Origin of the sequence: Nocardia sp. CC213A (genome assembly GCF_030766805.1) — a bacterium.
Lineage (GTDB): Bacteria > Actinomycetota > Actinomycetes > Mycobacteriales > Mycobacteriaceae > Nocardia > Nocardia otitidiscaviarum.
Map to the genome: position 1 here is coordinate 172,374 of NZ_JASFXA010000003.1, position 25,090 is coordinate 197,463.

Sequence of the window (25,090 nt, forward strand, 5' to 3'; positions counted from 1 at the left end):
AGCCCCGGTTCGAGAGGAATACCGTGACGGACGACAGACGCCTGGCACACGACCCGATCGCCATTGTCGGGATGTCGGGCCTGCTGCCCAAGGCACGCAATCACCGTGAGTACTGGCAGAACATCATCGACGGCGTGGACTGCACCGAGGAGGTGCCGCCGTCGCGGTGGAGCCTGGACGACTACTACGACGCGGATCCGGCCGCCCCGGACAAAACCTATTCGCGCCGTGGCGCTTTCCTGCCCGATATCGACTTCGACCCGCTCGAGTTCGGGCTGCCGCCCAACCAGCTCGAGGTGACCAGCACCATGCAGACCCTCAGCCTGGGTGTGGCTCGGGATCTGCTATCCGACGCCGGTGCGACCGGATCGCCGTGGTACGACCCGGCCCGGACGGGCGTGGTGCTCGGCACCACCGGGCCGGTCCCGCTCATGCATCCGCTGGCCGCGCGGCTGTCCACGCCGGTGTTGAAGGAGGCCGCGCGCTCGGTGGGGCTCACCGACCGGGACGCCGATGTCATCGCCGACCGATTCGTCGCGGCCTTCGCCCCCTGGGAGGAGAACTCGTTCCCGGGCCTGCTGGCCAATGTGGTCGCCGGGCGGGTCGCCAACCGCCTCGGCCTGGGCGGGATGAACTGCACCGTGGACGCCGCCTGCGCGGCCTCGCTGGCCGCCATCCGCACCGCCATCGCCGAGCTGCGCGACGGCCGGGCCGACATGATGATCACCGGCGGGGTGGACACCGAGAACACCATATTCATCTACCTGTGCTTCTCCAAGGTGGGCGCGCTGTCGCCGAGCGGGCGGATCAGCCCGTTCGCGGCCGGGGCCGACGGCACCCTGCTGGGTGAGGGCATCACCATGCTGGCGCTGCGCCGCCTCGCCGACGCCCGGCGCGACGGCAATCGGATCTACGCGGTCATCCGCGGTCTCGGCTCCTCCAGCGACGGGCGTTCCAAGAGCATTTACGCGCCCCGGGCCGAAGGACAGCGGGTGGCCTTGGATCGCGCGTACGCCGACGCGGACTGCTCGCCCGCCGACGTCGAACTCATCGAGGCGCACGCCACCGGCACCGCCGTCGGTGACAAGACCGAGCTGACGGCGCTGAAAGGTCTGCTGTCCGAGGCGAGTTCGGAAACCCGGTTCGCGGCGCTGGGCAGTGTGAAATCGCAGATCGGCCACACCAAGGGAGCGGCGGGCACGGCGAGCGTCATGAAACTCGCGCTGGCCCTGCACCAGAAGGTGCTGCCCGGCACCATCAATGTCGAGGCCCCCAATGCCGAGATCGACGCGGCGACCGCGCCGTACTACGTGAACAGTCGCACCCGGCCGTGGATCCGGGACCCGAGGCGGCCGGTGCGGCGGGCGGCGGCCTCGGCAATGGGCTTCGGCGGCACCAACTTCCACCTGGTGCTGGAGGAGGCGGACGCGACGCGCGGGCCGGTGCTGCACCGGGTGCCGCGCGCCCACCTGTGGCACGCGCCCGACGTGGCCACGCTCATCGACGCGGTGCGCGACCGCGCGGGCGGAGACGGCGGGGATATTCCGGAGGACCACGCCCGCATCGGATTCGTCTCGATCGACGACGACTCCACCGACCATCTGCGGGCGCTCGCGGTGGACGAGTTGGTGCGCAACCCCGATGCGGCGCACTGGGATCACCCGGAGGGCGTGTACTTCCGGGCGGCGGCGCTGCCGGACCGCAAGGTCGGCGCGCTGTTCGCCGGTCAGGGCAGCCAGTATGTCGATATGGGTGCCGACGCGGCGCTGAACAATCCACCCGTCGGCGCGGCCTTCGACGCCGCCAACGCCGGATTCGCCGATGCGCCGGTGCGACTCGGCGCGGTGGTGTTCCCGCCGCCCGCCTTCGACGAGTCCACGCGGGAGGAGCAGGAGAACACCCTGCGCCGCACCGAATTCGCGCAGCCCGCCATCGGGGCGCTGTCGGCGGGGCAGTACCGGGTGCTGTCCGAGTACGGATTCCGGGCGGACGGGTACCTCGGGCACAGCTTCGGTGAGCTCACCGCGCTGTGGGCCGCCGGTGCGGTCACCACCGAGCAGTTCTTCGGGCTGGCGCGGGCGCGCGGCGCGGCCATGACGGTGGCCGACGGCGTGGACGCGGGCACCATGGTCGCGATCGCCGCCGCACGCGACGTGGTGGAGGCGCTCATCGACGGTATCGACGACGTGTGGATCTGCAATCACAACGCGCCCGATCAGGTCGTGGTCGGCGGTGGCACCGACGGAGTGGCGACGGTGACCGAGCGGTGTGCCGAAAATGGCTGGGCGCTCCGGCATCTGCCGGTGTCCGGTGCGTTCCACACGCCGTACGTCGGCCATGCGGTGGCGACGTTCGGGGCGGCGGTCGCGGAGGTGGAGATCGGTGCGCCGGACGCGCCGGTGTACGCCAATACCCGGGGCGCTGCCTACGGCGAGGACGACGACGGCAATCGCGCCACCCTCACCGCGCAGCTCAGCAATCCGGTGGAGTTCGCCGACGCGCTGGCCGCCATGCGGGCCGACGGCTGCACCGTCTTCGTGGAATTCGGTCCCAAGCAGGTGCTGACCTCGCTGGTACGCCGCACCTACGGCGACCAGGTGATCGCCATCGCGACCGACTCCGGGCCGATCGGCAATGGTGACCTCGCGCTCAAGCGGGCCGCGGTGCGGTTGGCCGTGCTGGGCTTCGATATTCGCGGCATCAATCGTTTCGCCGTCGCCGAACCGCCGGCGGTCACCTCGAAACCCGCCATGGCGGTGACGCTTTCGGCTCCCGAGTACGTGCCGGAGAGCCGTCGCGCCGCCTACGCCGCCGCCCTGTCGGACGGTTATCGCGCCACCGTGGACGCTCCCGCGCCACCGGCACCGGCTCCCGTGCCGGTGCCCGCCCCCTCGCCCGCGATCATTCCCTCGAACGGACAATCGGAGAACCACGTGTCAGCGGACCCGCAGTACCGAGAGCCCGCGAGCGCCCTGGACAGCGCCCTCGCCCAGCATCTGCACACCCACCGCCACTACCTGGACGGCCAGCTCGACCTGGCGCGCGGGCTCGCGGGAGCGCTGCGCGACGGCGCGCTCGACGATCTGACCGTGCGCGCCATCGAGGCCGTGAAGGAGCACGGCGTGGCCATCAGCGACAGCCACTCGCGAGCCAGCGAGGTGCTGGCGCAGCTGGCCGAGCTGGAGGGTGGGGGGTCGGTGTCGCCGCGTGCCACCGCCTTCACGGTGGACGCCGACCCGATGCGGTCGCTCGCGCCGGGCCACACGGCGCGGGTAGTGGAAGACACCGCACAGCGGTCGCTGGTCTCCGGCAATGGGGCGATCGTGCCGCCGCCCGCGGATACCGCATCGCGGTCGACCGGGAACGGGGCGAACTCGTCGCATCGGGCCGATGCCGAGTCCGCGTCGCCGGGGATCGAATCCGTCCCCGGTGCGGCCGCGGCCGATTCGGTCGTCTCCAGCGACACTCTGCGGCAGGCGCTGCGTGACGTGGTGGCCGAGAAGACCGGCTATCCGGTGGACATGGTCGATCCGGCCATGGATCTGGAGGCGGACCTCGGGGTGGATTCGATCAAGCGGGTGCAGGTGATCGGGGCGCTACAGGAACGTTTTCCGGCGCTACCGAGTCTCGGTCCCGAGCAACTGGGCACACTGCGCACGTTGGATCAGATCGCGGAACTGCTGGCGGGATCGGCGGAGGCACAGCCCGATACGGCGAAGGAACAGCCTGATACGGCGGAGGCACCGGGGGACGGACCGTCCGTCTCCGAGGCGGCGTCGGACGACGCGCTGCGGCGGACCCTGCTCGAGGTCGTGGCCGAGAAGACCGGCTATCCGGTGGAGATGATCGATCCGGCCATGGATCTGGAGGCGGACCTCGGGGTGGATTCGATCAAGCGGGTGCAGGTGATCGGCGCACTCCAGGAACGCTTCCCCGCGCTACCGAGTCTCGGCCCCGAGCAACTGGGGACGCTGCGCACTCTCGATCAGATCGTGGCGGAACTGGTCGGGGGTGATGTCCACCCAAAAGCTGAGGCCGCGGCCCGGACGCCGCGGCACCTCGTCGAACTCGTCGAACTCGCGCCGGTGGATCTCGTCGTGGATCCGTATCGGACGGCCGGGCGCGCCGTGGTGGTGTGCCTGGACCACTCCGCCGAAACCGATTGCGAGGCGGTGGAGGAGGAACTGCGCGAGCGGGGCTGGCAGGTACGGCGAGCCGACGGCGCCGCCGACCTCGGCGGGGCTCCGGCGGATGTGTGCGTGGTGGTCGCGGGGGTAGCGTCGGAATGGGAACAGGCGCAACGCGTCCTGAGCGACGGCATCCTGGTGGCCGGACGGGCGTTGCCGGTACTGGGCGGTGCGAGCGGCCGGGCCGGATTCGTCACCGTCACGCGGATCGACGGGCAGCTCGGATTCCAGGGAGCCGCACCGGTTGCGGCCCTGTTGGGCGGCCTCGGCGGCATGGTGAAAACCCTTGCCGCGGAGCAGCCATCGCTGTTCTGCCGGGCACTGGACATCGATCCGGCGGTACTGCCGGGGCAGCTGGCCGAGATCGTGCTCGAGGAACTGTGCGATGCGGCGCGGGACACCGTCGAGGTCGGCGTGGACGCGGCGGGCCGGCGGCGCACCCCGGTGCCGAGTCGGCACGCGGCGGCGCGGGACAGCGATATCGTGCACGCCGACACCGACTTCGAGGTCGACGACCTCACCGAGGACGACGTGCTGTTGGTCACCGGTGGTGCGCGCGGGGTGACGGCGACCTGTGTGCGGGCGCTGGCCCGCGTATGCCCGGCCCGGTTCGTATTGCTGGGCCGGACCGAACCGGTGCCCGACCCGGAGTGGGCACACGGCGTGGCCGATGCGGAACTCGAGGCAGCGGCGGTGCGGGCGCTGGCCGGGAACGGCGTGACGCCGCGTGAGATCGACCGGCACTGCGCGGGCGTGCGTGCGGTGCGCGAGATCCGGTCCGTGCTGGACGAACTCGGCGAGCGCGCCGACTACGTGGCGGTCGACGCCACCGACGCCGAAGCGCTGCGCTGGGCGCTACTGCCGTGGCGCGACGCCATCACCGGGGTCGTGCACGGGGCCGGGGTGCTCGCGGATTCCCTGCTCCCCGACAAGACGCCGGAATCCATCGACCGGGTGCTGCGCCCCAAGCTCGCCGGACTCGCCGCGGTGCTGGCGGTCGTCGAAGCACCCCGGCACCTGGTGCTGTTCACCTCGGTGGCCGGATTGTTCGGCAATGCCGGGCAGGCGGACTACGCGGCGGCCAACGAGGCGTTGAGCCGCTTCGCCGTCGGCTGGGGCCGCCGCTACCCGGAACGCCGGGTGACCGCGCTGGACTGGGGCGCGTGGGACGGCGGCATGGTGACCGCCGCACTGCGCGAGCACTTCCGGAGCCGGGGCATCCCGCTGCTGGATCCGGCCGCCGGTGCGGCGGCGTTCACGGCTCAGTTCAGCACGGCGCGGCGGGCGGAATCGGTGCTGCTCGTCGGCGCGGCGACACCGCTGTCGACGGGGGCGGTGGAAACGGGGCCGCTCCGGGCCCGCCGCGGACTGGCCGGACTCGTCGACGAACCGGTCATCGCCGCCCATCGGATCGGCGAGCACATCGTGCTCCCGGCGACGTTCGGGCTGGGTGCGATGGTCAATCTCGCCGAGCGCGCCGGAGCGGGACGAACGGTGATGGGCGTGCACGACTTCCAGGTGCTCAAGGGGCTGGTCTTCGACCATCCCGTGACCGCGCTGGAACTGGAGATCGAGCCGATCGGGTCGATCGACGGGCACGATGCCGTGCGCGCCACCGTCTTCGGCGAGACCACCGCTCACTTCCGGGCCACCCTGCTGTACGGCGCGGCATCGGAACCCACTGCCCGGCCGCGGATTCCGGACGGCGTAGCAACGGATGCCCAGCGGATATACCGCGACGCCGTCCAATTCCACGCCCCCGCGCTCCAGGGGCTGCGCCGGATACGGTCGGAGAGCGACGCCGCGATCGTCTTCGAATGCTCCCTCCCGGCCGAGCCGGTCGCCCTGGGGGCCTACGCGGGCCGGTTGCACAACCCGGTCACGGCGGACCTCGTGCTGCAAGGGCCGCCGGTCCTGGGCCACCGCCTGCTCGGTACGGCCTGCCTGCCACTCGGCATCGGCCGCATCGACTATCACGCACCCCTCCCGACCGGCGAGCCCTTCCTGCTCCTGGTCGACAACCCCCGGCCCGCCCGCATGGAGGCCCGCATCGACGCCACCGCCCTGAGCGCGGACGGCACGGTACTGCAACGGTTCTCGGACGTCACCGTGGTGACGACCCCCGATCTGACGGAGAAGTTCCGGACCTCGGTGAGGCGGTGGACGGCATGACAGGACTGGAATTCGACGGAATCGCCTTCGACCCGACGGGAGTGGGGCGGGCGGAAACCGCGGCCATGGGCGCGGAGGGGGAGCGGCGAGGCGAAGCGGCCCCGGAGGTACCGGCCGGCCCGGACGGTCGTGCCGGTGCGGCGGGCGAGCGGACTACCGCGCCGGTCGAGGTGCGGGCCGTGGACTCGGCGGTAGCCGGGGGACCGGATGCGGCGGCGGGACGGGAATCGCGCGTCGATGTGCCCGGCGCGTCGGCCGCGAACCCGCTGGCGGAGATTCGAGCCGGAGTGGTGGCCGCGCATCGCGCCGCGCTGTCGGCACAGACGGCCATGCAATGGGCGCTGTGGCGGCGGGTGGGTTCGAGGGCGGGGCAACCGGAACCGCCCGATGCGAACGGCGAACCGCGAAGGGCCGCGACGCCACCGGCCCTGCTGAATCACGGTGGCGAGCGGGTCGAGACGGCTGCTGCGGGCAGCACCGCGGATTCGCCACCGGCCGGGGATTCGAATGGAGTCGGCGCGTACGGACGAGATGGTGGCACCGGTACGACGAACGACAGCCGCCGTGTCACCGCGCCCGAAGGGGCGTTCAAGCCGCTCGCCCGGAGCGGGCGCACCCGGTTGGGCCGCGCGGCCCTGGAAACGCTGGCGCGCGGGGAGGTCGCCGAGGTGTTCGGGGCGTCCTACCGGCGGGCCGGGGTCGACTCGGCGGCGCGGCTCGCCGGTCACGGGGCGCTGGTGCTGACCGAGGTCACCGATATCGAGCTGTACGGCGGTGCCGGAAACGGCCGGGTCGTCGCGCGTTTCGACGGGGATACGGGCGCGGCGGCGACCCAGGTGGCCGAAGTGTTCGCCCTGTTCACCGGGATGCCGCTGTGCCTGTCCGGGAGCACGCTCAGCACGGGGGTGGTGGGCACGCCGGTGACTGGTTCGGGCACGGTCGAATTGGTGGTCGAGGCACTCGATCTCGTGCCGCGGCCGTTCGTGCGGGCGCGGGCGGAGTTCCGTGACGCCGCCGCGCTCGAGGTCACCGTCATGGTGATCGAGGCGGCCGGTGCGGATGTCGGTCCCGGCGCGGCGGGGCGCGGGCCGCTGCTCAACGAATTCCACATGGCCCATCTGGCCCGCGGGGATCAGGGTATCGCCATGGGACCGGAATTCGAGGCGTACACCGGGGTGCGGGCCACCCGGTTGCCGACCGGCGGGCTGCTGCTGGTGGATCGGGTGCTCACCTTCGACGGTGCGCGGGGGCAGCTCGACAGCGCCTCCTACACCACCGAATACGACTCCCCGGCCGATTCCTGGTACTACGCGGACACCGCCGACGAATCCATGCCGCACTTCGTGTACATGGAGACCTCGCTACAGGCGGCGCTGCTCATGGGCTACTACGCGGGACCGACCCTGACCCAGCCCGGCACCACGCTCAGTCTGCGCAACCTCGGCGGTACCGCCACCGTGCTGCGCCAGGTCGACCTGCGCGATCGCACCATCGTGCAGTCCTCGCGGCTGCTGTCCACCACCATCCTGCCCGGATCCTCGCTCCAGACCTTCGATTACACGCTCAGCGTGGACGGTGCGCCGTTCTACCGGGGCGAAACCATGTTCGGCTACTTCAGCGACGAGGCGCTGGCCAACCAGACCGGCTTGGACGCAGGACGTTTCGCACCCACCTGGCTGGCGCGCCATCCCGAGGCGCGCACCCGGGTCGTCGACGTGGCGGCCCGCCGCGCCGATCCGGCCGCCCGCCTGTGCGCCCGCCGCACGCTGGCCCTCATCGACCGCGTGGAGGTGGTGGACGGCGGCGGCGAGCACGGCGCGGGGTACCTGCGATCGCTGCGGGAGATCGACCCCTCGGACTGGTTCTTCGCCCGCCACTTCCACCTCGATCCGGTGATTCCGGGGTCGCTGGGCGTGGAATCGGTGATCCATGCGGTGCAGGAATGGATGATCGACGCCGGATTCGCCTCGGACATGGGCGATCCCGCCTTCCGCATCCCCGCCGACGTCGCGTTCGGCTGGCGCTATCGCGGCCAGTTCCTGCCCACCGACGGCACCGTCGAACTCGAGGCGCACATCAAAACGGTGCGGCGGGAGCCGGGGCGGGTGACCGTCACCGTGGACGGCTCGCTGTGGAAGCCCGGGCTGCGCATCTACGAACTCGTCGACCTCGCCGTCGAACTCGTCGACCGAAAGGCCCGACCGTGACGACACTCGGATACCCGGCCGTGGCCGAAACGGCCGAGGAGATCAACGCGCTGCTGCTCGACCTGGACCGCCCCTGCTGGATCATCCGGCACGAGGGCCGGGTGGCCGCCACCGCCCACGAGGCGACGGCGGCCCGCACGCGGGTGCTCGCCGCCGTCGGGCCGCTGCCGCCGGAACAGCTCGGCGACAGCGGTTTCCGGGCCGCGCACGGAGTGCGCGCGGCCTATGCGGCGGGCGCCATGGCCAATGGCATCGCCTCCCCGGCGCTGGTCGCGGCCATGGCCGAGGCCGGATACCTCGCCTCCTACGGGGCGGCGGGCGTACCGCCCGCCGCCGTAGAGTCCGCGCTGGCGGAATTGTCGCGGCGGCTGGGCGACAAACCGTTCGCCTGCAACCTGATTCACAGCCCGTCGGAGCTGGCGTTGGAGCGGGCGATCGTCGACTCCTGCCTGCGGCACGGCGTGCGCTGTGTGGAGGCGTCGGCCTTCATGGACCTCACTCCCGAGGTGGTGCGCTACCGTGCCGCCGGGCTCACGGTGAATCGGGAGGGCCGCATCGAGAGCCGTCATCGGTTGATCGCCAAGGTCTCCCGGGTGGAGGTGGCGGAACTGTTCCTGCGCCCGGCCCCGGCTCGGCTGCTGCGCCCGCTGGTCGAGGGCGGTGTGCTCACCGCCGAGCAGGCCCGGCTGGCCGAGCGCGTCCCGCTGGCCGACGACATCACCGCCGAGGCGGATTCGGGTGGCCACACCGATCGCAGGCCGCTGGTGGTGCTGCTGCCCGAACTCGTGGCGGCCCGCGACCGGATCGCGCGCACGGTCGCGGCGGCCGCCGGGGTCCGAATCGGGGCGGCGGGCGGGATGGGCACCCCCGATGCCGCCGCCGCGGCCTTCGCCCTGGGCGCGGCCTATATCGTCACCGGCTCCATCAACCAGGCCGCCCGCGAGGCGAATCAGTGTCAGGCCACCAAACGGCTGCTCGCCGCGGCGGAATTCGCGGATTGCGTCATGGCCCCGTCCTCGGACATGTTCGAACTCGGGGTGCAGGTGCAGGTGCTGCGGCGCGGCACCATGTTCGCCACTCGCGCGCAGCGCCTCTACGACCTGTACCGGGCGCACGACGGCATCGACGCCCTGCCCGCGGCGGTGCGGCGGGATCTGGAGACCACGCTGTTCCGGCGTCCGCTGGACCAGGTGTGGCGCGAGTGCGTGGCGTACTTCACCGAACGCGATCCCGACCAGCTCACCCGCGCCGCCGACGACCCGAAAGCCCGGATGGCCCTTGTCTTCCGGTGGTATCTGGGGCTGTCGTCGGGCTGGAGCATTCGCGGGGAGGCCGATCGCACCGCCGACTACCAGATCTGGTGCGGCCCCGCCATGGGCGGATTCAACCGCTGGGCCGCGGGCACCTATCTCGCCGCCCCCGAGAACCGCGGTGTCGCCGATATGGCGCACCAGATGATGGTCGGCGCTGCCCATCTCACCCGTGTCGCCCAGTTGCGCACCGCCGGACTGCGGCTGCCCGCCGTCTGCGCCCGGTACGTGCCGCGTCCGAGGGAGGATTCATGACCACACTCGAAGCCCGGAACGAGACGGGCACGGCGTGGCTGCTGTGCCCGGCCTGCGGGGCGATGATCTACGCGGCACGCTACGAGCGCGCCGCCGGGGTGTGCCCGGAATGCGACGGCCACGGCATGCTCACCGCCGACCGGCGCATCGAACACCTGGTGGACGCGGATTCGGCGGTGCCGATCGAGGCGCCGGCGGCAATGCGAGATCCGCTGGGCTTCGTCGATTCCCGCCCCTATCCGGAGCGGATGGCGCAGGCCCGGGAGCGCACCGGCATGCCGGACGCCATCCGCTGCGTGCGCGCCACCCTCGGCGGCATCCCGGTGGTGCTGGCGGTCATGGACTTCCGGTTCCTCGGCGGCAGTCTGGGCGGCGCCGTCGGCGCGGCGGTGACCGCCGCCGCCGATGCCGCGCTGGCCACTCGGTCACCCCTGATCATCGTCACCGCCTCCGGGGGCGCGCGCATGCAGGAGGGCATCGTGGCCCTCATGCAGATGGCCAAAACCAGTGTGGCGCTGCGCCGCCTGGACGAGGCGGGCATCCTCACCGTCTCGGTGATCACCGATCCCACCTACGGCGGGGTGGCGGCCTCCTTCGCCACCAGCACCGACATCATCATCGCCGAACCCGGTGCGCGCCTGGGCTTCGCGGGACCGCGCGTCATTCGCCAGACCATCGGTGAAACCCTGCCGCCCGGCTTCCAGACCGCCGAGTTCCTGCTCGAACACGGCATCGTCGATCTGATCGCGCACCGATCGGCGCTGCGGGACACCCTGATCCGGCTGGTCGGGCTGACCGTGCGGCCCACCCGCACCCCGGCGCCCGATCCCGGTGCCGTGCACACCGATCCGGCCCAGCTGGCCGCCCGCGACCCGTGGGAGCGGGTGCGGGCGGCCCGCAGGCTCGGCCGCCCCACCACCCTCGATCACCTCGCGGGGGCGTTCGAGGAGTTCACCGAACTGCACGGCGACCGGATGGCCGCCGACTGCCCGGCCATGATTGCCGGACTGGCCCGCCTGGGCGATGTCCCGGTGGCGGTGGTGGGCACCCAGAAGGGTCGTACCGCAGCGGAATTGGCGCGACGCAATTACGGCATGCCGAGCCCCGCCGGGTACCGCAAGGCCGCGCGGGTGCTGCGGCTGGCGGCCAAGCTCGGACTGCCGGTGGTCGCCCTGATCGACACCGCCGGTGCTTATCCGGGGGTGGCCGCCGAGCGGGAGGGGCAGGCCGTCGCCATCGCCGAATCCCTGAAACTGCTGGCTGGACTGCCGGTTCCGGTGGTGTCGGTGATCACCGGCGAGGGCGGCAGCGGGGGCGCGCTGGCACTGGCGCTGGCCGACCGGGTGCTGGTGTGCGAGAACGCTGTCTACTCCGTGATCAGCCCCGAGGGGTGCGCCGCCATCCTGTGGCAGGATCCGGCCGCCGCGCCCCGCGCCGCCGCCGCACTGCGGGTGGACGCCGCCGCCCTGCTGGAACTCGGCATCGCCGACGCGGTCGTCCCCGAACCCGAGGGCGGCGCCGACCGCGATCCCCTCGCCGCCACCGAGTCGCTGGGCCGCGCCCTGCGGCTGGCGGTGCACGAACTGCGGACCTGGCCGACGGCCGACCTGCTCGCCGGGCGGCAGGAGCGCTTCCGCGCCTTCGGTATCGCCCGGGAAGACCTTCAGGAGACACGATGACCGAGACCCTACCCACCGAGACCCTGCCCACCGGAACCGCGGGCCGCGCCGTGAGCGCCGCCGAGGCGGACCACAGCCTGGCGGTGCTCACCCGGCACGCGCTCACCGTGCGGTCCGGGACCGCGCCCGCACCCACCTCGGTGACCGTCGCCAATGGGCCGGTGCTGTTGCGGATCAGCTGGGAGGACCGGGGCGCGTGCGATGCGGCTCCGTCCGCCGCCCATGCCGGTGCGTCCCCCGCCGTCGCCAATGGCGCGGTCGCGCCCGTGGATGCGTTGTCGGCCGCCGCCGGGTCGGATGCGGTCGTGCCGGTCCAGGGAAACGGCTCGGACGTAGGCACTTTCACTCTCGACGCGGAGACAGTCGGTGTGTTCTACCGCGCTCCCGAGCCCGGTGCGGCAGCCTTCGTCGCCGACGGTGACCCGGTGCGGGCGGGTCAGCAGGTCGGCATCGTGGAGGCGATGAAGCTCATGATTCCGGTGACGGTCGCCCGCGCCGGGCGGGTGGTCGAATTCCTGGTCGGCGACGCCGAACCCGTGGAGTACGGGCAGCCGCTCATCCGTTTCGAGGAAGTCCGGTGATCGGCCGCATCCGCACGGTGCTGGTGGCCAATCGCGGCGAGATCGCCGTGCGCGTCATCCGCACCTGCGCCGAACTCGGCATCGCCACCGTCGCCGTGTATTCGGAGGCGGACCGTGATGCGGCGGCGGTCCGGCTGGCCGATCGCGCGGTGCGCATCGGCCCCGGTCCGGCCAAACGCAGCTATCTGCACATTCCGGCGATCATCGAGGCGGCCCGGGCGACCGGGGCCGACGCCATCCATCCGGGTTACGGATTCCTGTCGGAGAACCCGGATTTCGCGGAGGTGTGCGAGGCGGAGGGGTTCGTCTTCATCGGCGCACCCGCCGACGTGATGGCGCGCCTGGGCGACAAGTCCACCGCGCGGTCGCTCATGAGCGCTGCCGGACTGCCGCTGCTGCCCGGCAGCCACGACCCGATCGACGGGGTGGAGGCCGCGCAGGCGCTCGCCGACGACATCGGCTACCCGGTCATCATCAAGGCCGTGGCCGGTGGCGGCGGGCGCGGCATGCGGGTGGTCCGCCACGCCGCCGAATTCGCGGTGGCCTGGCAGGAGACCCGCGCCGGTGCCGCCGCGGTCTTCGGCGACGGCCGCCTGTACGTGGAGCGCTATCTGGAATCGGCCCGGCATGTGGAGGTGCAGATCCTCGCCGACACGCACGGCACCGTGGTGCATCTCGGCCTGCGCGACTGCTCGCTGCAACGCCGACACCAGAAGCTGGTGGAGGAGTCGCCCGCCCCCGGGCTGTCCGCGGAGCTGGCCGAGCGCATCGGGGCCGCGGCCGTGCGGGGCGCGCGGTCGGTCGGCTACGTGGGTGCGGGCACCTTCGAATTCCTGCTCGCCCCCGACGGCGAGTTCTACTTCATGGAGGTCAATTGCCGCCTGCAGGTGGAGCATCCGGTCACCGAGATGGTGACCGGCGTCGATCTGGTGGCCGAACAACTGCGTGTCGCCGCGGGAGAACGGCTCACGGCCGCCGCTGTCCGTCCGCACGGCGTGGCCATCGAATGCCGGATCAATGCCGAGGATCCGGAGCGCGAGTTCGCCCCCGCCCCGGGCACACTCGGTGAATGCCTGCTGCCGGGCGGCCCCTTCGTCCGCGTCGACACCCACATCCGTACCGGATATGCCGTTCCGCCGCACTATGATTCGCTGCTGGCCAAGTTCATCGTCTGGGCTCCGGACCGCCCGGCCGCCATCGCCCGTATGCGCCGGGCGCTCGCGGAGACCGTCCTGCGCGGTCCCGGCATCGCCACCACCACCGAGTTCCTGCACGACATCCTCGACCACCCCCGCTTCCGCGCCGCCACCCACGACACCGCCCTCATCGGCACCCTCACCACCCGCGCGGCGGTCCGGTCCTGCACACCCTGACAACCGAGCGGCCCACCACGGAGTGATCCGTGGTGGGCCGCAGGCGTATTCGGTCACGCTACTTCAGACCCGAGCGAACGAAGGCGTTCACGATGTGGCGTTGCAGGACCAGGTAGAGCAGCAGGACGGGCAGGCAGGCGAGGCTGGCCACGGCCATCATGGGGCCCCACTGATCGCCCTCGGTGCCCATGAAGCTGCGCAGGCCCAATTGCAGCACGCTGTTGGATTGGCGGAGAACGACCGCGGGCCAGAAATATTCGTTCCAGGCGTTGATGAACAGCAGGATGCCCAGCGCCGCCAGGGCCGGGCGCAGGTTGGGGACGACCACGGTCCAGAGGATGGACCAGGAGGAGCGGCCGTCGATCTTGGCGGCCGCGATGAGCTCCTTGGGGAAGGCCGCCATGTGCTGGCGCAGCAGCAGCACCCCCAGGGCCGAGCAGAGCGTCGGAAGTACCACGCCGATCAGGGAATTGATCAGGCCCAGGCGGTTGAGCAGGATGTAGTTGGGGAGCATGGTCACCTGGAAGGGGACCAGCCAGGTGCCGACGAACGCCAGGTACAGCAGCCGTTGCAGCGGGAAGGTGTACATGGCGAAGGCGTAGGACGCCAGCAGCGCGATGAGCAGCTGTCCGGTGGCCGAGAGCACCGCCACGAAGAAGGTGTTCGCGATCAGCCCGGTGATGTCCACCTTGTGCGCGGCGTCGGCGTAGTTGCCCAGCGACACCGGCCAGGGGATGGGGGACAGCGACGTGATGTCCTCGGGGCGGCGCAGCGCCGTCGCGAACAGCCAGTAGATGGGGAAGACGCACAGCAGCGAGGCGGCCGCCAGCAGCAGATGGCTGCCGAGGGTCCGCACGCGGTCGATCGTCATGCGGTCAGTCGTCATGCGGTCAGTCGTCATGGAAGGCAACCTTTTCCGAGATCCAGACCAGGATTCCGGCGAGCACGCCGAAGCCGAGGAACAGCAGCACCCCCGCCGCCGCGCTGAGTCCGGCGTCGAAGCTGTGGAAGGCGTAGTCCCAGAGCAGGTAGTAGATGTTGGTGGTGGCCTGCGCGGGTCCGCCCTGGGTCATGGAGTCGATGAGCGGGAATGTCAGGGTGGGACTGAGCAGCACGGTGGTGAGCACCAGGAACATGAGCGTGGGCGACAGCAGCGGCAGGGTGATCCAGCGCCGGATCTGCCCCGGGCTCGCGCCGTCCACCCGGGCCGCCTCGTCGTAATCCCCACTGATACCGGCCAATCCGGCCCACACCACCAGCACCGCGAAGCCCAGCAGCTGCCAGCCGGTGATGCCGATGATCACGGCGTGGGCGGTGGTGGCGTCGTAGGCCCAGTTGCGGTGGGTGCCCAGCACCTGGTCCACGAACCCGCTGCCGGGATGCAGCAGCCAGCGCCACACCGCCGCGGCGGCGACCGGCGCGACCAGGAACGGCGCGAACACCAGCGCGTGGTACAGGGTGCGGGACCGCCCGCGCACCCGACGGCTCGCCAGCGCGATGAGCACCGGCAGCACGACCGTGAACGGCAGCATGCCGGCGATGAGCACCGCGGTCCGGCCCAGGGAGTCCCAGAAGGCCGGAAGGTCCAGCAGCCGTTCGTAATTGGCGGTGCCCACCGAGCGCATCGGTGAGCTGGGCAGCAGGTTCCACGAGTAGGTGGACAGCTGGAACGCCTGGGCCAGCGGCTGATAGGTCCACACGAACAGCAGGAACAGCGCGGGCGCGAGATACAGGTACGGGGACAGCCCCCGCACGATCCGCCGGACCACGGGGCGACGCGGCGGCGGCGCCGCGGCCACTGTGGGCCGCGACGCCGCCGGTCGTTCAGCTCGTTCAGCGACGACGAACACCGCTCACCGGGTTCCCGCGTGATCGCCACGCTGGTCGATGGACCGTAGATACTCCAGCATGTCGCCCTCGGCCCGGTTGTAGAGCTCCGGGGCGGGCGTGGCCTCCACCGCGCTCACCACGAAGGCCGAGCCGAGCACATCGACACGGCTGTAACCGAATCCGCTCACCGCCCGCTGGCGGCCCACCGGGGCCATGGCGTCGATGCGGTAGGCCAGCGCCGGACCCACCCACACCGGGATACCGGCCAGGCTGCCCGCCGCGGTCATATGGTTGTGCCCGCACAGGATCATCCGCACATCGCTGTCGGCCACCGCCGCCTCCAGCAGCTCGATCTGCCCGAGGCCGAGCAGTTCGGCCGCCGGGATGGCCGAGCGCAGCGGCGGATGGTGCAGCACCAGCAGGGTGCCGCGGGGCGCGGGTCGCCGCAGCTGGTCGGTCAGCCAGGCCAGCTGGTCGAGCTCCAGCTTGCCCGTATGCCGACGCGGCGTGGTGCTGTCCAGCGCGATGATGCGCAGGCCCGCCACCTCGACCACCTGATCGTGCGGGACGTCCTGTGCCACCGCACCGGGTGCGTGGCCCAGCAGTTCGACTCCGAAGGCGGTGCGTTCGTCGTGGTTGCCCATCGCGTACACCACCACCGCGCCCAGTTCGGCCGCTGCGGGCTCCACCGCTTCCCGCAGCCGCCGGTAACCCTCCGGCGACCCGTTGTCGGTGAGGTCGCCGGACAGCACCAGGGCGTCGACCGGTCCGGAGGCACGCAGCCGGTCCAGCACGTGGTGCAGATTCTCGTAGGTGTCCACCGCGTCGTAGAGGCGTTCACCGGCGGGACGGATGTGGGTGTCGGTGAGCTGGATGACGGTCAGGTCCCGCATCTCGTGGGATCTCATGCGGCCGGAAGGAGTTTCGAGCCCTCGGTGCGGGCGGCGGTCAGGGTGGACTGTGGATCCGCGCCCTGGTACACGATGGCCTCGACGGCATCCATCATGCCGTCGCGGATCTGGAGATAGTTGTCGCCCGGCATGGACACCCACGGCTCCATGGCCGCCAGCTGCGCCACATTGGGGGCCAGCAGCGGATTGGCCGCCGCCCACGCCCCCAGCGAGCCGGGTTCGTCCATGAGGCCGGTGCGCAGCGGCAGATAGCCGATGTTCTGCGAGATCTTCACATACGACTCCTCACTGGTGAGGAACTTGATCAGCTCCCAGGCCGCCCGCTGCTTGGCCGGGTCGTTGGACAGAATGTGCAGGCCCGCACCGGAATTGGTGGGCACCGTCGGTTTGTCGCCGAAGCGCGGCATGGTGGTCGAGCGCAGATCCCACTTGTCCTTCGCGCCCTTGACGAAGACGCCCTGCACGGCGCTGGTCTCCAGGATCATGCCGATCTCACCGCGGGCGAAACCCTCGTACCCTTGCTTCTGCGCGAGCTTGGGCATGCTGCCGGAGTTCACGAGATCCTGTGCCATCCGGGTGACCTCGACGACGGGGGTGTCGGCGTAGGTGAGGGTGCGGCGGTCCTCGGAGATGACGCGGCCGCCGTTGGAGCGCACCAGCGCCTGGAAGCACCAGTCCTTCGACGTCTTGGTGAGGCAGTCGATGTAGACGCCGCCCTTACCGGTCTTCGTGCTGATGGCCTGTGCCGCGTCGGCCACCTCCGCCCACGTGGCCGGAGGCTCGGCCGGGTCCAGACCGGCCTCGGTGAACAGGGTCGCGTTGTAGTACAGCACCGGGGTGGAGAACACGAACGGCACGCCGTAGGTGTGGCCGTCCCAGTCGTCGAGGGTGCGGGCGCGGTCGGCGTACGGTATCCGGCCGTCGAAGTTGCGCTGCACCTCGTCCGCGCCGAACAGTACGTCGAGTGGCTTGGCCCGCAACTGGTGGATGGTGAAATCCAGGTCGCTGAAACCCAATTGGGCCACGTCGGGGGTGGTGCCCGCCACCATCTGGTTCTGGATGCTGGAAATGGTGTCGGTGGCCGGGTTGGGGCTGTTGCCCTGCGGCTTCTGCGCGGTGACCTTGATATTGGGGTGCTGCTCGCCGAACTCCGAGATCAGTTCGTTGAAGGTGTCGGTCCACGCCCCGGCCAGGCCGTAGTTGTAGGACTCGAAGACGATCGACACCTGCTGGTCGGGTTGCAGTTCGGGGACCTGTGCGGTGGTCGTGGCCTCGGTGGCGGTGGTGCCGCCGAGGCCGCAGCTGCTGACTGCGACGGCGGTGGCGAACACCAGGCCCAGGAAGGGCGCGGTGCGTTTCACGGGATTCTCCTCATCGAATGGTGGTGCGGACATCAGGGGACGGGCACGGCTGCCGCGTCCGGGGTCGGTGTCGGATCCGCGTGCGGCTCCTGCCAGGTCAGGCGCAGTCCGGAGTCGGGATGGAACAGGTGGATCTGGGCGGGGTCGACTCGGAAGCCGACCTCCTCGCCCGCGCGCACCCCGGCCGGTCGCGGGGCGCGGGCGCACAGGGTGTGGGTGCCGGTGTCGACGTGCACCAGCTCCTCGCTGCCCAGGTTCTCGACCATGGTCACGCGCCCGCGCACGGCGGTGGCGGCGGCATCCACGCGCAGCCGTTCGGGGCGGATTCCGGCGGTGACCACGGTGTCCTCGCCGGAATCCGCCGTGATGTCCAGAGCGGCGTCGATGCCGTCGGCCATCACCCGCAACCCGCCGTCGCGCCGGGTGACGACCGCGGGAAACAGGTTCATGGGTGGGGAGCCGAGGAATCCGGCGACGAAGGCGGTGCGCGGCCGGTCGTAGAGCTCCTCGGGGGTGCCGACCTGCTCCACCCGGCCCGCGTCGAGCAGTGCGATCCGGGTGGCCATGGTCATGGCCTCCACCTGGTCGTGGGTCACGTACAGGAAGGTGGCCCCGAGACGGCGGTGCAGGGCGATGAGTTCGGCGCGGGTGGCGCTGCGCAGTTTGGCGTCGAGATTCGACAGCGGCTCATCCATGAGGAACGCGCCCGGATCGCGAACCATGGCGCGCGCCAACGCGACTCGCTGCCGCTGACCGCCCGACAGCGCGGCCGGGCGGCGATCCAGCAGCGCCGACAGCTCCAGCGTGCGGGCCACCTCGGCGACCCGTTCGGCGATGCGGGCGCGCGGCTGGCGGCGCGACCGCAGCGGGAAGCCGATATTCTTCGCCACCGTCAGATGCGGGTACAGCGCATAGCTCTGGAACACCATCGCCAGATCCCGCCGCTGCGGTGCGGCGTCGGTGATGTCGTCGCCGTCCAGCAGGATGCGCCCCGAGCTCGGTTCCTCCAGCCCCGCGATCATGCGCAGCAGGGTGGATTTGCCGCAGCCGCTGGGGCCGAGCAACACCATGAACTCACCGTCGGCGATGTCGAGGCTCACCTCGCGCACCGCGTACTCCGTGCCGAACTTCTTGGATACCGCGTCGATGTGCAGCCGGGCCACCGGTTCTCCTTCAGACCGGCGTGCCGGTCGTGATCCATGTCGCCACACCGGCCGCGATGGCGGGGGCGTCCTTCACCCACCGGAAATGGTCGCGATGCGCCACCTCCGAGTCCTCGTCGATGTGCCAGCGGCTCACCCGCGCGGCGGGCATGCGCGAGACCAGGAAATCGACATTGGATTTCGGCCCGAGCACGTCGTCGGAGAGCGAGATGACCAGGGCGGGCAGCGTCATGCGCGCTAGCAGGCTGTTGTAGCGCCGGGAGGTGCCGCGCGGGCGGTAGTAGCTGGTGAGCGAGTGGACCGACCAGTCGACCATGACGCCGCCGGGCATGGGCGCGGGAATCAGCACCCCGCCGGGCCAATGGCCCTTGAACCGCGCGACCAGGCCGATCCACTGGATCTGGCTCAGCGCCTCGAACCAGCGCCGCGGACCGAAGGCCCACCAGAACACCGTGCCGGTGCCGATCACCGTGACCCCGGCGACACGCTCGGGTTCGGCGGCGGCGAACAGCAGGGCGAGCTGGCCGCCCAGGCTGTGCCCGAACAGGTGCAGCGGCGCGCCCGGGAAGCGCTGCTCGACCGCGCCGACAATGGCGGGCAGGTCGATCTCCAGCATTTCGCGGTAGCCGAAATCGGTGTGCTCGCCGAGCGGCGGCGTCGCCTCACCATGGGCGCGCAGGTCGACGGTGGCGACCGAAAGTCCCTGGGCGTGCAACGCTTTGGCGAGCGGCAGGTAGTTGCGCGCCTTCATGGCCATGGCGGGCAAGATCAGCACGACGGGCGCGTCGGCGCGCTCGGCGGGCAGCCACCGCACGGTGAAGGCGACACCGTCGGAGGTCTCGACGCGGGTCGACGCCAGGTCACCGAACTCCGAGCGCGATTCGGGGGTCGCGGTGGTCATCACGCCTCCGCCCCGGCGATGGCCACATCGCACACGTAGTCGAAGGTGAACTTGGCGACCGTCACGTCGTTGTCGTCGAGCAGGGCCGCCTTGCCGGACACTTCGAAGCGCCGCGACTCGGTGGTGGTCAGGATCTCGGCCAGCTCGCGCGGATCGACGGTGGCGACGGCGCGGATGCGGCCCAGCGCCGGTTTGCGATAGGAGGCCGATCCGCCGCGCAGTACCAGTTGCGCGATGGTGTGCAGCCGGGTGGCCGCCCCGCCCACGAAGGCCGCCGCACCCGCGATGTCGGCGGCGGTGAACAGGGCCCCGGCGTGCACGGTGCCCATGTGATTGCCCACGGCGTCGCCCGCCGGGATCTCGACCACTGCGCGGTCGGCGGAGATCTCGGTGACGACGGTGCCGACCTGGCGGCCGAACGGCACCATGGCCTGCGAGACATCGCGCAGGTAGCCGTAATCCACGGCGTCGGGGTCGAGTTCCGGGTACGCCGCGGCGAAGCCGGACATGGTTCTCGTGGTCATCGGTGCTACTCCCTTCAACGGGGTCCGCGCAGAACGCGGCGGGCAATGGACCAGCGCAGGACCTCCGAGGGGCCCTCGTAGATGCGGAAGGCCCTGGCCTCCACCAGGAATCGGGCCACCAGGTGGTCCTCGCAGACGCCGAGGCCGCCGTGCAGCTGCACGGCGCGGTCCAGCACCCGCCAGACCGCCTCGGAGACGAAGGTTTTCGTGATCGATGCCTCGTGCCGGGCCTGCGGCGAGGACGGGCCGTGCGCGTCGATGGTGGCGGCGGTGCCGCGCACCAGGCCGCGAGCGGCGGCGATATCGATCTCGCTGTCGGCGATCAGCGCCTGCGCCATGCCGTGCTCGGCCACCGGGACACCGAAGGACGAGCGGTGCGTGATGTGCTCGACGGTGAGCTGCTGCGCCCGCACCGCCAGGCCGAGCCAGTTCATGCAGAACACCAGCCGCGACGGGGCCAGCCGCACCTGCGCCAGCTCCAGGCCCCGGCCCACCTCGCCGAGCACCGCGGAGTCGGGTACCGCACAGTCGGTGAACCGCACCTCGCAGTGCCCGCCCGGTGCGCTGGTGTGGTCCAGGGTGGGCATGCGGCGGCCCACCCGCATACCCGGGTTGTCCTGGTCGACCAGGAACATGGTGGGACCGTCCGCGGTCGCGGCCACGCAGATGACGAACGCCGCGCCCTGCGCGCCGGTGGTGAAATGCTTGTCCCCGTTGATGACCCAGCCGTCGTCGGTCTCCTCGGCGACGGTGCGCAGCATGCGCGGATCCGAGCCCGCACCGGGGGCCGGTTCGGTCATGGCGATGGCCGAGCGCACCTCGCCGGAGGCCAGCGGGGCCAGGTAGCGCTCGCGCTGCTCGGCATCGGCGACATGGCTGAGCAGGTGGATATTGCCGTCGTCGGGAGCCCAGGCGTTCACCGCCAGGGGGCCGAGCAGGCTGGCCCCGGCCGCTTCGAGGACCTCGGCTTGGCCGCGGGTGTCGAGTCCGAGACCGCCGTGGCTCGGATCGGAGAGCGGGCCGAAGACCCCCGCCTCCTTGGCCTTCTTCTGGAGATCCAGCCGCAGCGCGTCGTCGGTGACGCGGCCGCCCGCCACCACCTCGCGTTCCACCGGGATCACCTGGTCGAGTACGAACTGTCTGGTCCTGTCGACCAGTTCCGGTACAGCGCTCATGGGGTCAGTCTGTGGCGGCGGCGGGGGACACCACCGGGGCGATAGTCAATCTCGATCGGTCTAATCGACTCCTTTCGGCCGGAGCGGATCGGGCGCGCGGCTCGGTCAGGGTGTTGGCGACACCGATTCCGAGGGGATGCGATGACCGAGTTGACGGTCCGGGTGACCGATCGCCGTGACGTTGCCGAGGGTGTGTTCGCACTCGATCTGGCCGCAGTCCACGGCGGCGCGCTGCCGACCTGGTCGGCGGGCGCGCATATCGACGTGGGGGTCGGCGCGGCCGGGGTGCGGCAGTACTCGCTGTGCGGCGACCCGGGCGACGACCGCCGCTGGCGCATCGCCATCCTGCACGAGCCCGGCGGGCGGGGTGGCTCCGACCACCTGCACCGCACCGCGGCACCCGGTACGGAGCTGTCGGTTTCGCTGCCCCGCAACCACTTCGAACTCGTCGCTGCCCCGGAGTACCTCTTCGTGGCGGGCGGGATCGGGATCACCCCGATCCTGCCCATGCTCGCGGCCGCCGAGCGGGCCGGGGCGCGGTGGACCCTGCACTACGGCGCTCGGACCCGGGCGCACCTGGCCTTCGCCGATGAGCTGGCCCGCCGCTATCCGGGGGTGGTGAACCTGGTGCCGCAGAACGAATTCGGTGTGCTGCCCCTGGAGCGGATACTCGCGGACACCGCCGCCACGGTGTACTGCTGCGGGCCCGCACCGCTGCTGGATGCGGTCGAGAAGCTCTGCGGCAGCAGCGGACTCGCGGTGCACACCGAGCGATTCACCGCCCGTGACACCGGCGACGCCGTCGACCGGGAGTTCGAGATCCGCCTGGCCGCCAGCGCCCGCACCCTGCGGGTGCCGGTCGGCCGGTCCATCGCGGAGGTGCTGGAGAGCGCGGGCCTGCCGGTGATCACCTCGTGCCGCGAGGGCACCTGCGGCAGTTGCGAGACCGCCGTCCTGGACGGCGAGATCGACCATCGCGACACGATCCTGACCGCCGCCGAGCGCGAGCGCGGCGACACCATGATGCTGTGCGTCTCGCGGGCGCACACGGATGTGCTGGTCCTGGATCTGTAATGCGCGGTCGGTGCCGGAATCGGGTCACACAAGCGTGCGCGTACCCCACGCGCCGGTCTCCCGTTCGGGAACACGAGAAGTAGAAGGAAACACACACCGATGAGGAAAACTGCCGCGGCGTCCGCGCTGCTCGCCGCCGCGCTGTGCATCACCGCCGGAGCCACCGGTACGGCGCAGGCCGACGAGGGCGTCGTCAACTACACCGCGACCACCACCGAAACCTCCACCGTCATCACCACCGACGCGGGCTCCCTGGACGTCGACAACGGCGTGCTGAAGATCAAGGCCCCCAACGGCGATGTCATCGCGGGCACCGAACTGTCCTTCCGGGTGGACGAATTCGTCTTCCCGATCGCCGCCGACATCGTCGACCGCACCGTCACGCTCACCCCGCTGTTCAGCCTCGCGCACGCGGAGTACAAGCCGGTCGCCCTGCCGTTCGAGGACCGGGCGTCCTGGAAGACCGAATACGACCGGGAGAAGGACGCCTGGAGCCGGATGACCTCCACCATCAGCCTGGGCGCGGCGGTCGCCGCCCTGGTCGGCGGTATCGGTGGCGCGGGCGTGGGCTGCATCCTGGGCGGCATCGCCGGTGCCACCATCGCCTCGGCCACCATTGTCGGCCTGTTCGGTCCGTTCATCCCGGCCGCCGCCGTCGGCTGCATCGGCGGCATCCTGGCCATGGGATCGCTGGGCGCGGTCGCCGGTCAGATCCTGATCACCGCGCCCGTCGCCATCATGGCGGCCGTGCAGTACTTCACCACCATCAATTCGCCGATGCCCAACAAGCCGGCGAAGTAAGGACTCCGGCGCGTAGCGCCGGGGGGACAGGGACCCCCGCTCGGACCTCGGCCCGGGCGGGGGTCTTGTCGGTCGGACGGGGGAGTTCGGTGCGGCCGCGATCTCGATCACCCGATCGGATATCGGAATGGAATGGCTTGCGGCCATGCGGAATTCACCCGGATTCGATCGAATGGCCGGGCATTCGATCGCCAGGGAGGAAGAATTCATGACCAGCACCGACACCCCGGTCAACGGCACCGTCGCCACGCGCGTGAGCGAGCTGACGGAGGTCTTCGCGCGGGGACTACAGGAGAACCTCGGCGTCGGCGCATCGCTGGGCATTCGCCTGGAGAGCGCCGGGGACGGGTGCACCCGCTACTACCTGGACCCCAATCCGGCCACCATCAACGCCATGTTCACCGTGCACGGCGGGGTGATCGCCACCCTCATGGACACCGCCATGGGCAGTGCGGTGTTCACCAGACTCGGTGACGGCGTGGCGTACACGACGCTGGAGCTGAAGGTGAACTTCATTCGCGCGGTCACCCTCGACGGCAGTCGGCTCACCTGCGAGGCCACCGCGGTGCACGTGGGGCGCAGCACGGCGACGGCGGAGGGGCGGATCACCGACGCCAACGGGAAGCTGATCGCGCACGGCACCACCACGATTCTGGTGCTGCGGCCGCAGGGTTGAGTGGGACGGGAAAGGGCCCCTCGTGGAGGGGCCCTTTCGGTCGGGATCGACGCGGGTCAGGCCAGCGAACGGCACTGGGCGATGAAGGCGGCCAGTTCGTCCACCCGGTCCGAGCGTGCGTCCACGGCCCGATCGATCACCTTGAGCAGGTGTTCGTAGGCCGCGGTGTGGTCGTAGTCGGCGACATCGGCGATGCGCAGCGCCCACCGCCAGTAGCCGCGCAGCGTATCCGCCAGGGGCATGCGGAATCCCGCGATGACGTCGCGGATCGGCTCCACCGCGGAGTCGCCCTGGGTACGCAGGTAGCGGGTCACCACATCGGCCATGAAGCTGAAGTGCCGCGCCTCGTCGCGCGACAGCCTGGTCAGCACCGCGCCCAGCACCGGATCACCGGACACCTCCCGCAGCTGCTGGTAGTACATCTGTGTGGCCTTCTCCTGGACCAGCGCGTAGGCGAAGAACTGCACCGGATGCGTGTAGGGCAGGTCGAACGGCTTGCGCCCCTCGACCGCCAGTTCCTCGCGCAGCGCGCCGCGTTCGGCGAGGCCCGCCGCCTCCTGGTAGCGCGTCAGGGCGCGGGCGTGGGTGTCCTCCTCGAGCGCCCAGCGGACGGTGAAGTGGTAGAGCTCCCGATTGTGCACGGCGGTGGCCAGGTCCACGCTGTCGTCGATCGGGAAGTTCCGTTGGTACACATCGAAATACCCGGGCAGGTGGTCCTCGATGTAGGTCACGAACCGCACCGCGGAGCGCTGTCCCTCGGTCAGGCGGTCGGCGTCGGCGGCCGCCCAGTCGAACGCGGTCTCCACATCCCAGGCGCGGGTGGCGGGCGAGGCGGCCAGGAAGCCGTCCACGGCCGCCGTCAGTTCGTCCGCGGGTAGCAGCGCGGATTCCAGATTCACGATCCCTCCCG

At 71.0% G+C, this 25,090-nt stretch carries 18 protein-coding genes; 9 read left to right on the top strand and 9 right to left on the bottom strand.

Annotated features, from left to right (window positions below; all coding sequences use genetic code 11):
* The first annotated feature begins 23 nt into the window (after nt 1-23).
* From QJS31_RS06720 to QJS31_RS06745, 6 genes are read left to right on the top strand one after another with little or no spacing between them, the layout of a single operon-like run.
* A complete protein-coding gene (locus QJS31_RS06720; protein WP_306356206.1) occupies nt 24-6,359 on the top strand; it encodes a polyketide synthase in 6,336 nt (2,111 codons plus the stop codon).
* Nucleotides 6,356-8,566, top strand: coding sequence for a beta-ketoacyl synthase (locus tag QJS31_RS06725; protein ID WP_306356207.1), 2,211 nt, complete (start codon nt 6,356-6,358; stop codon nt 8,564-8,566). Before QJS31_RS06720 ends, QJS31_RS06725 begins: the two co-directional genes overlap by 4 nt.
* On the top strand, nt 8,563-10,131 hold the full coding sequence (locus QJS31_RS06730) for a PfaD family polyunsaturated fatty acid/polyketide biosynthesis protein (protein ID WP_306356208.1): 1,569 nt from the start codon (nt 8,563-8,565) through the stop codon (nt 10,129-10,131). Before QJS31_RS06725 ends, QJS31_RS06730 begins: the two co-directional genes overlap by 4 nt.
* On the top strand, nt 10,128-11,810 hold the full coding sequence (gene accD / locus QJS31_RS06735; RefSeq protein WP_306356209.1) for an acetyl-CoA carboxylase, carboxyltransferase subunit beta: 1,683 nt from the start codon (nt 10,128-10,130) through the stop codon (nt 11,808-11,810). Before QJS31_RS06730 ends, accD begins: the two co-directional genes overlap by 4 nt.
* Nucleotides 11,807-12,391: a biotin/lipoyl-containing protein gene (locus QJS31_RS06740; protein ID WP_306356210.1), complete on the top strand. Its 585-nt coding sequence runs from the start codon at nt 11,807-11,809 to the stop codon at nt 12,389-12,391. Before accD ends, QJS31_RS06740 begins: the two co-directional genes overlap by 4 nt.
* The gene (locus QJS31_RS06745; RefSeq protein ID WP_282784077.1) at nt 12,388-13,764 is read left to right on the top strand and encodes an acetyl/propionyl/methylcrotonyl-CoA carboxylase subunit alpha; all 1,377 of its coding nucleotides are present in this window, start codon (nt 12,388-12,390) and stop codon (nt 13,762-13,764) included. Before QJS31_RS06740 ends, QJS31_RS06745 begins: the two co-directional genes overlap by 4 nt.
* 58 nt (nt 13,765-13,822) lie before the next feature.
* On the opposite strand, the gene QJS31_RS06750 is transcribed toward QJS31_RS06745, so the two are convergent.
* The 8 genes from QJS31_RS06750 to QJS31_RS06785 all read right to left on the bottom strand — a co-directional run bounded on the left by QJS31_RS06750 (nt 13,823) and on the right by QJS31_RS06785 (nt 21,629).
* Nucleotides 13,823-14,635, bottom strand: a complete 813-nt coding sequence (locus QJS31_RS06750) for a carbohydrate ABC transporter permease (protein ID WP_282784092.1) — start codon at nt 14,633-14,635, stop codon at nt 13,823-13,825.
* A 19-nt stretch (nt 14,636-14,654) separates the two neighbouring features.
* Nucleotides 14,655-15,533 (bottom strand): carbohydrate ABC transporter permease, encoded by an 879-nt coding sequence (locus QJS31_RS06755; protein ID WP_306356211.1) that lies wholly within the window; start codon nt 15,531-15,533, stop codon nt 14,655-14,657.
* A gap of 84 nt (nt 15,534-15,617) precedes the next feature.
* Entirely contained in the window at nt 15,618-16,502 is an 885-nt protein-coding gene (locus QJS31_RS06760) for a metallophosphoesterase (RefSeq protein WP_306356212.1), read from the bottom strand.
* Complete coding sequence (locus QJS31_RS06765) at nt 16,499-17,866, bottom strand: ABC transporter substrate-binding protein (protein ID WP_282784083.1); 1,368 nt, start codon at nt 17,864-17,866, stop codon at nt 16,499-16,501. Before QJS31_RS06765 ends, QJS31_RS06760 begins: the two co-directional genes overlap by 4 nt.
* A gap of 32 nt (nt 17,867-17,898) precedes the next feature.
* Nucleotides 17,899-19,029 carry an ABC transporter ATP-binding protein gene (locus tag QJS31_RS06770; RefSeq protein ID WP_306356213.1) on the bottom strand — a complete coding sequence of 377 codons (1,131 nt, stop codon included), beginning with the start codon at nt 19,027-19,029 and terminating at the stop codon, nt 17,899-17,901.
* Between the two features lie 10 nt (nt 19,030-19,039).
* A complete protein-coding gene (locus tag QJS31_RS06775; protein WP_282784087.1) occupies nt 19,040-19,930 on the bottom strand; it encodes an alpha/beta fold hydrolase in 891 nt (296 codons plus the stop codon).
* A complete protein-coding gene (locus tag QJS31_RS06780; protein ID WP_282784088.1) occupies nt 19,930-20,454 on the bottom strand; it encodes a YiiD C-terminal domain-containing protein in 525 nt (174 codons plus the stop codon). The genes QJS31_RS06775 and QJS31_RS06780 overlap by 1 nt, the downstream gene beginning before the upstream one ends.
* 14 nt (nt 20,455-20,468) lie before the next feature.
* Entirely contained in the window at nt 20,469-21,629 is a 1,161-nt protein-coding gene (locus tag QJS31_RS06785) for an acyl-CoA dehydrogenase family protein (protein WP_282784090.1), read from the bottom strand.
* Nucleotides 21,630-21,770: 141 nt separating this feature from the next.
* Here QJS31_RS06785 and QJS31_RS06790 point away from each other — a divergent pair, with 141 nt between their 5' ends.
* The 3 genes from QJS31_RS06790 to QJS31_RS06800 all read left to right on the top strand — a co-directional run bounded on the left by QJS31_RS06790 (nt 21,771) and on the right by QJS31_RS06800 (nt 24,180).
* Complete coding sequence (locus tag QJS31_RS06790; protein WP_306356214.1) at nt 21,771-22,703, top strand: PDR/VanB family oxidoreductase; 933 nt, start codon at nt 21,771-21,773, stop codon at nt 22,701-22,703.
* A gap of 99 nt (nt 22,704-22,802) precedes the next feature.
* Complete coding sequence (locus QJS31_RS06795) at nt 22,803-23,504, top strand: hypothetical protein (protein ID WP_306356215.1); 702 nt, start codon at nt 22,803-22,805, stop codon at nt 23,502-23,504.
* Between the two features lie 208 nt (nt 23,505-23,712).
* On the top strand, nt 23,713-24,180 hold the full coding sequence (locus tag QJS31_RS06800; RefSeq protein WP_306356216.1) for a PaaI family thioesterase: 468 nt from the start codon (nt 23,713-23,715) through the stop codon (nt 24,178-24,180).
* A gap of 56 nt (nt 24,181-24,236) precedes the next feature.
* Here QJS31_RS06800 and QJS31_RS06805 read toward each other — a convergent pair whose 3' ends face one another.
* Entirely contained in the window at nt 24,237-25,079 is an 843-nt protein-coding gene (locus tag QJS31_RS06805) for an acyl-ACP desaturase (RefSeq protein ID WP_282782100.1), read from the bottom strand.
* Between the last annotated feature and the right edge of the window lie 11 nt (nt 25,080-25,090).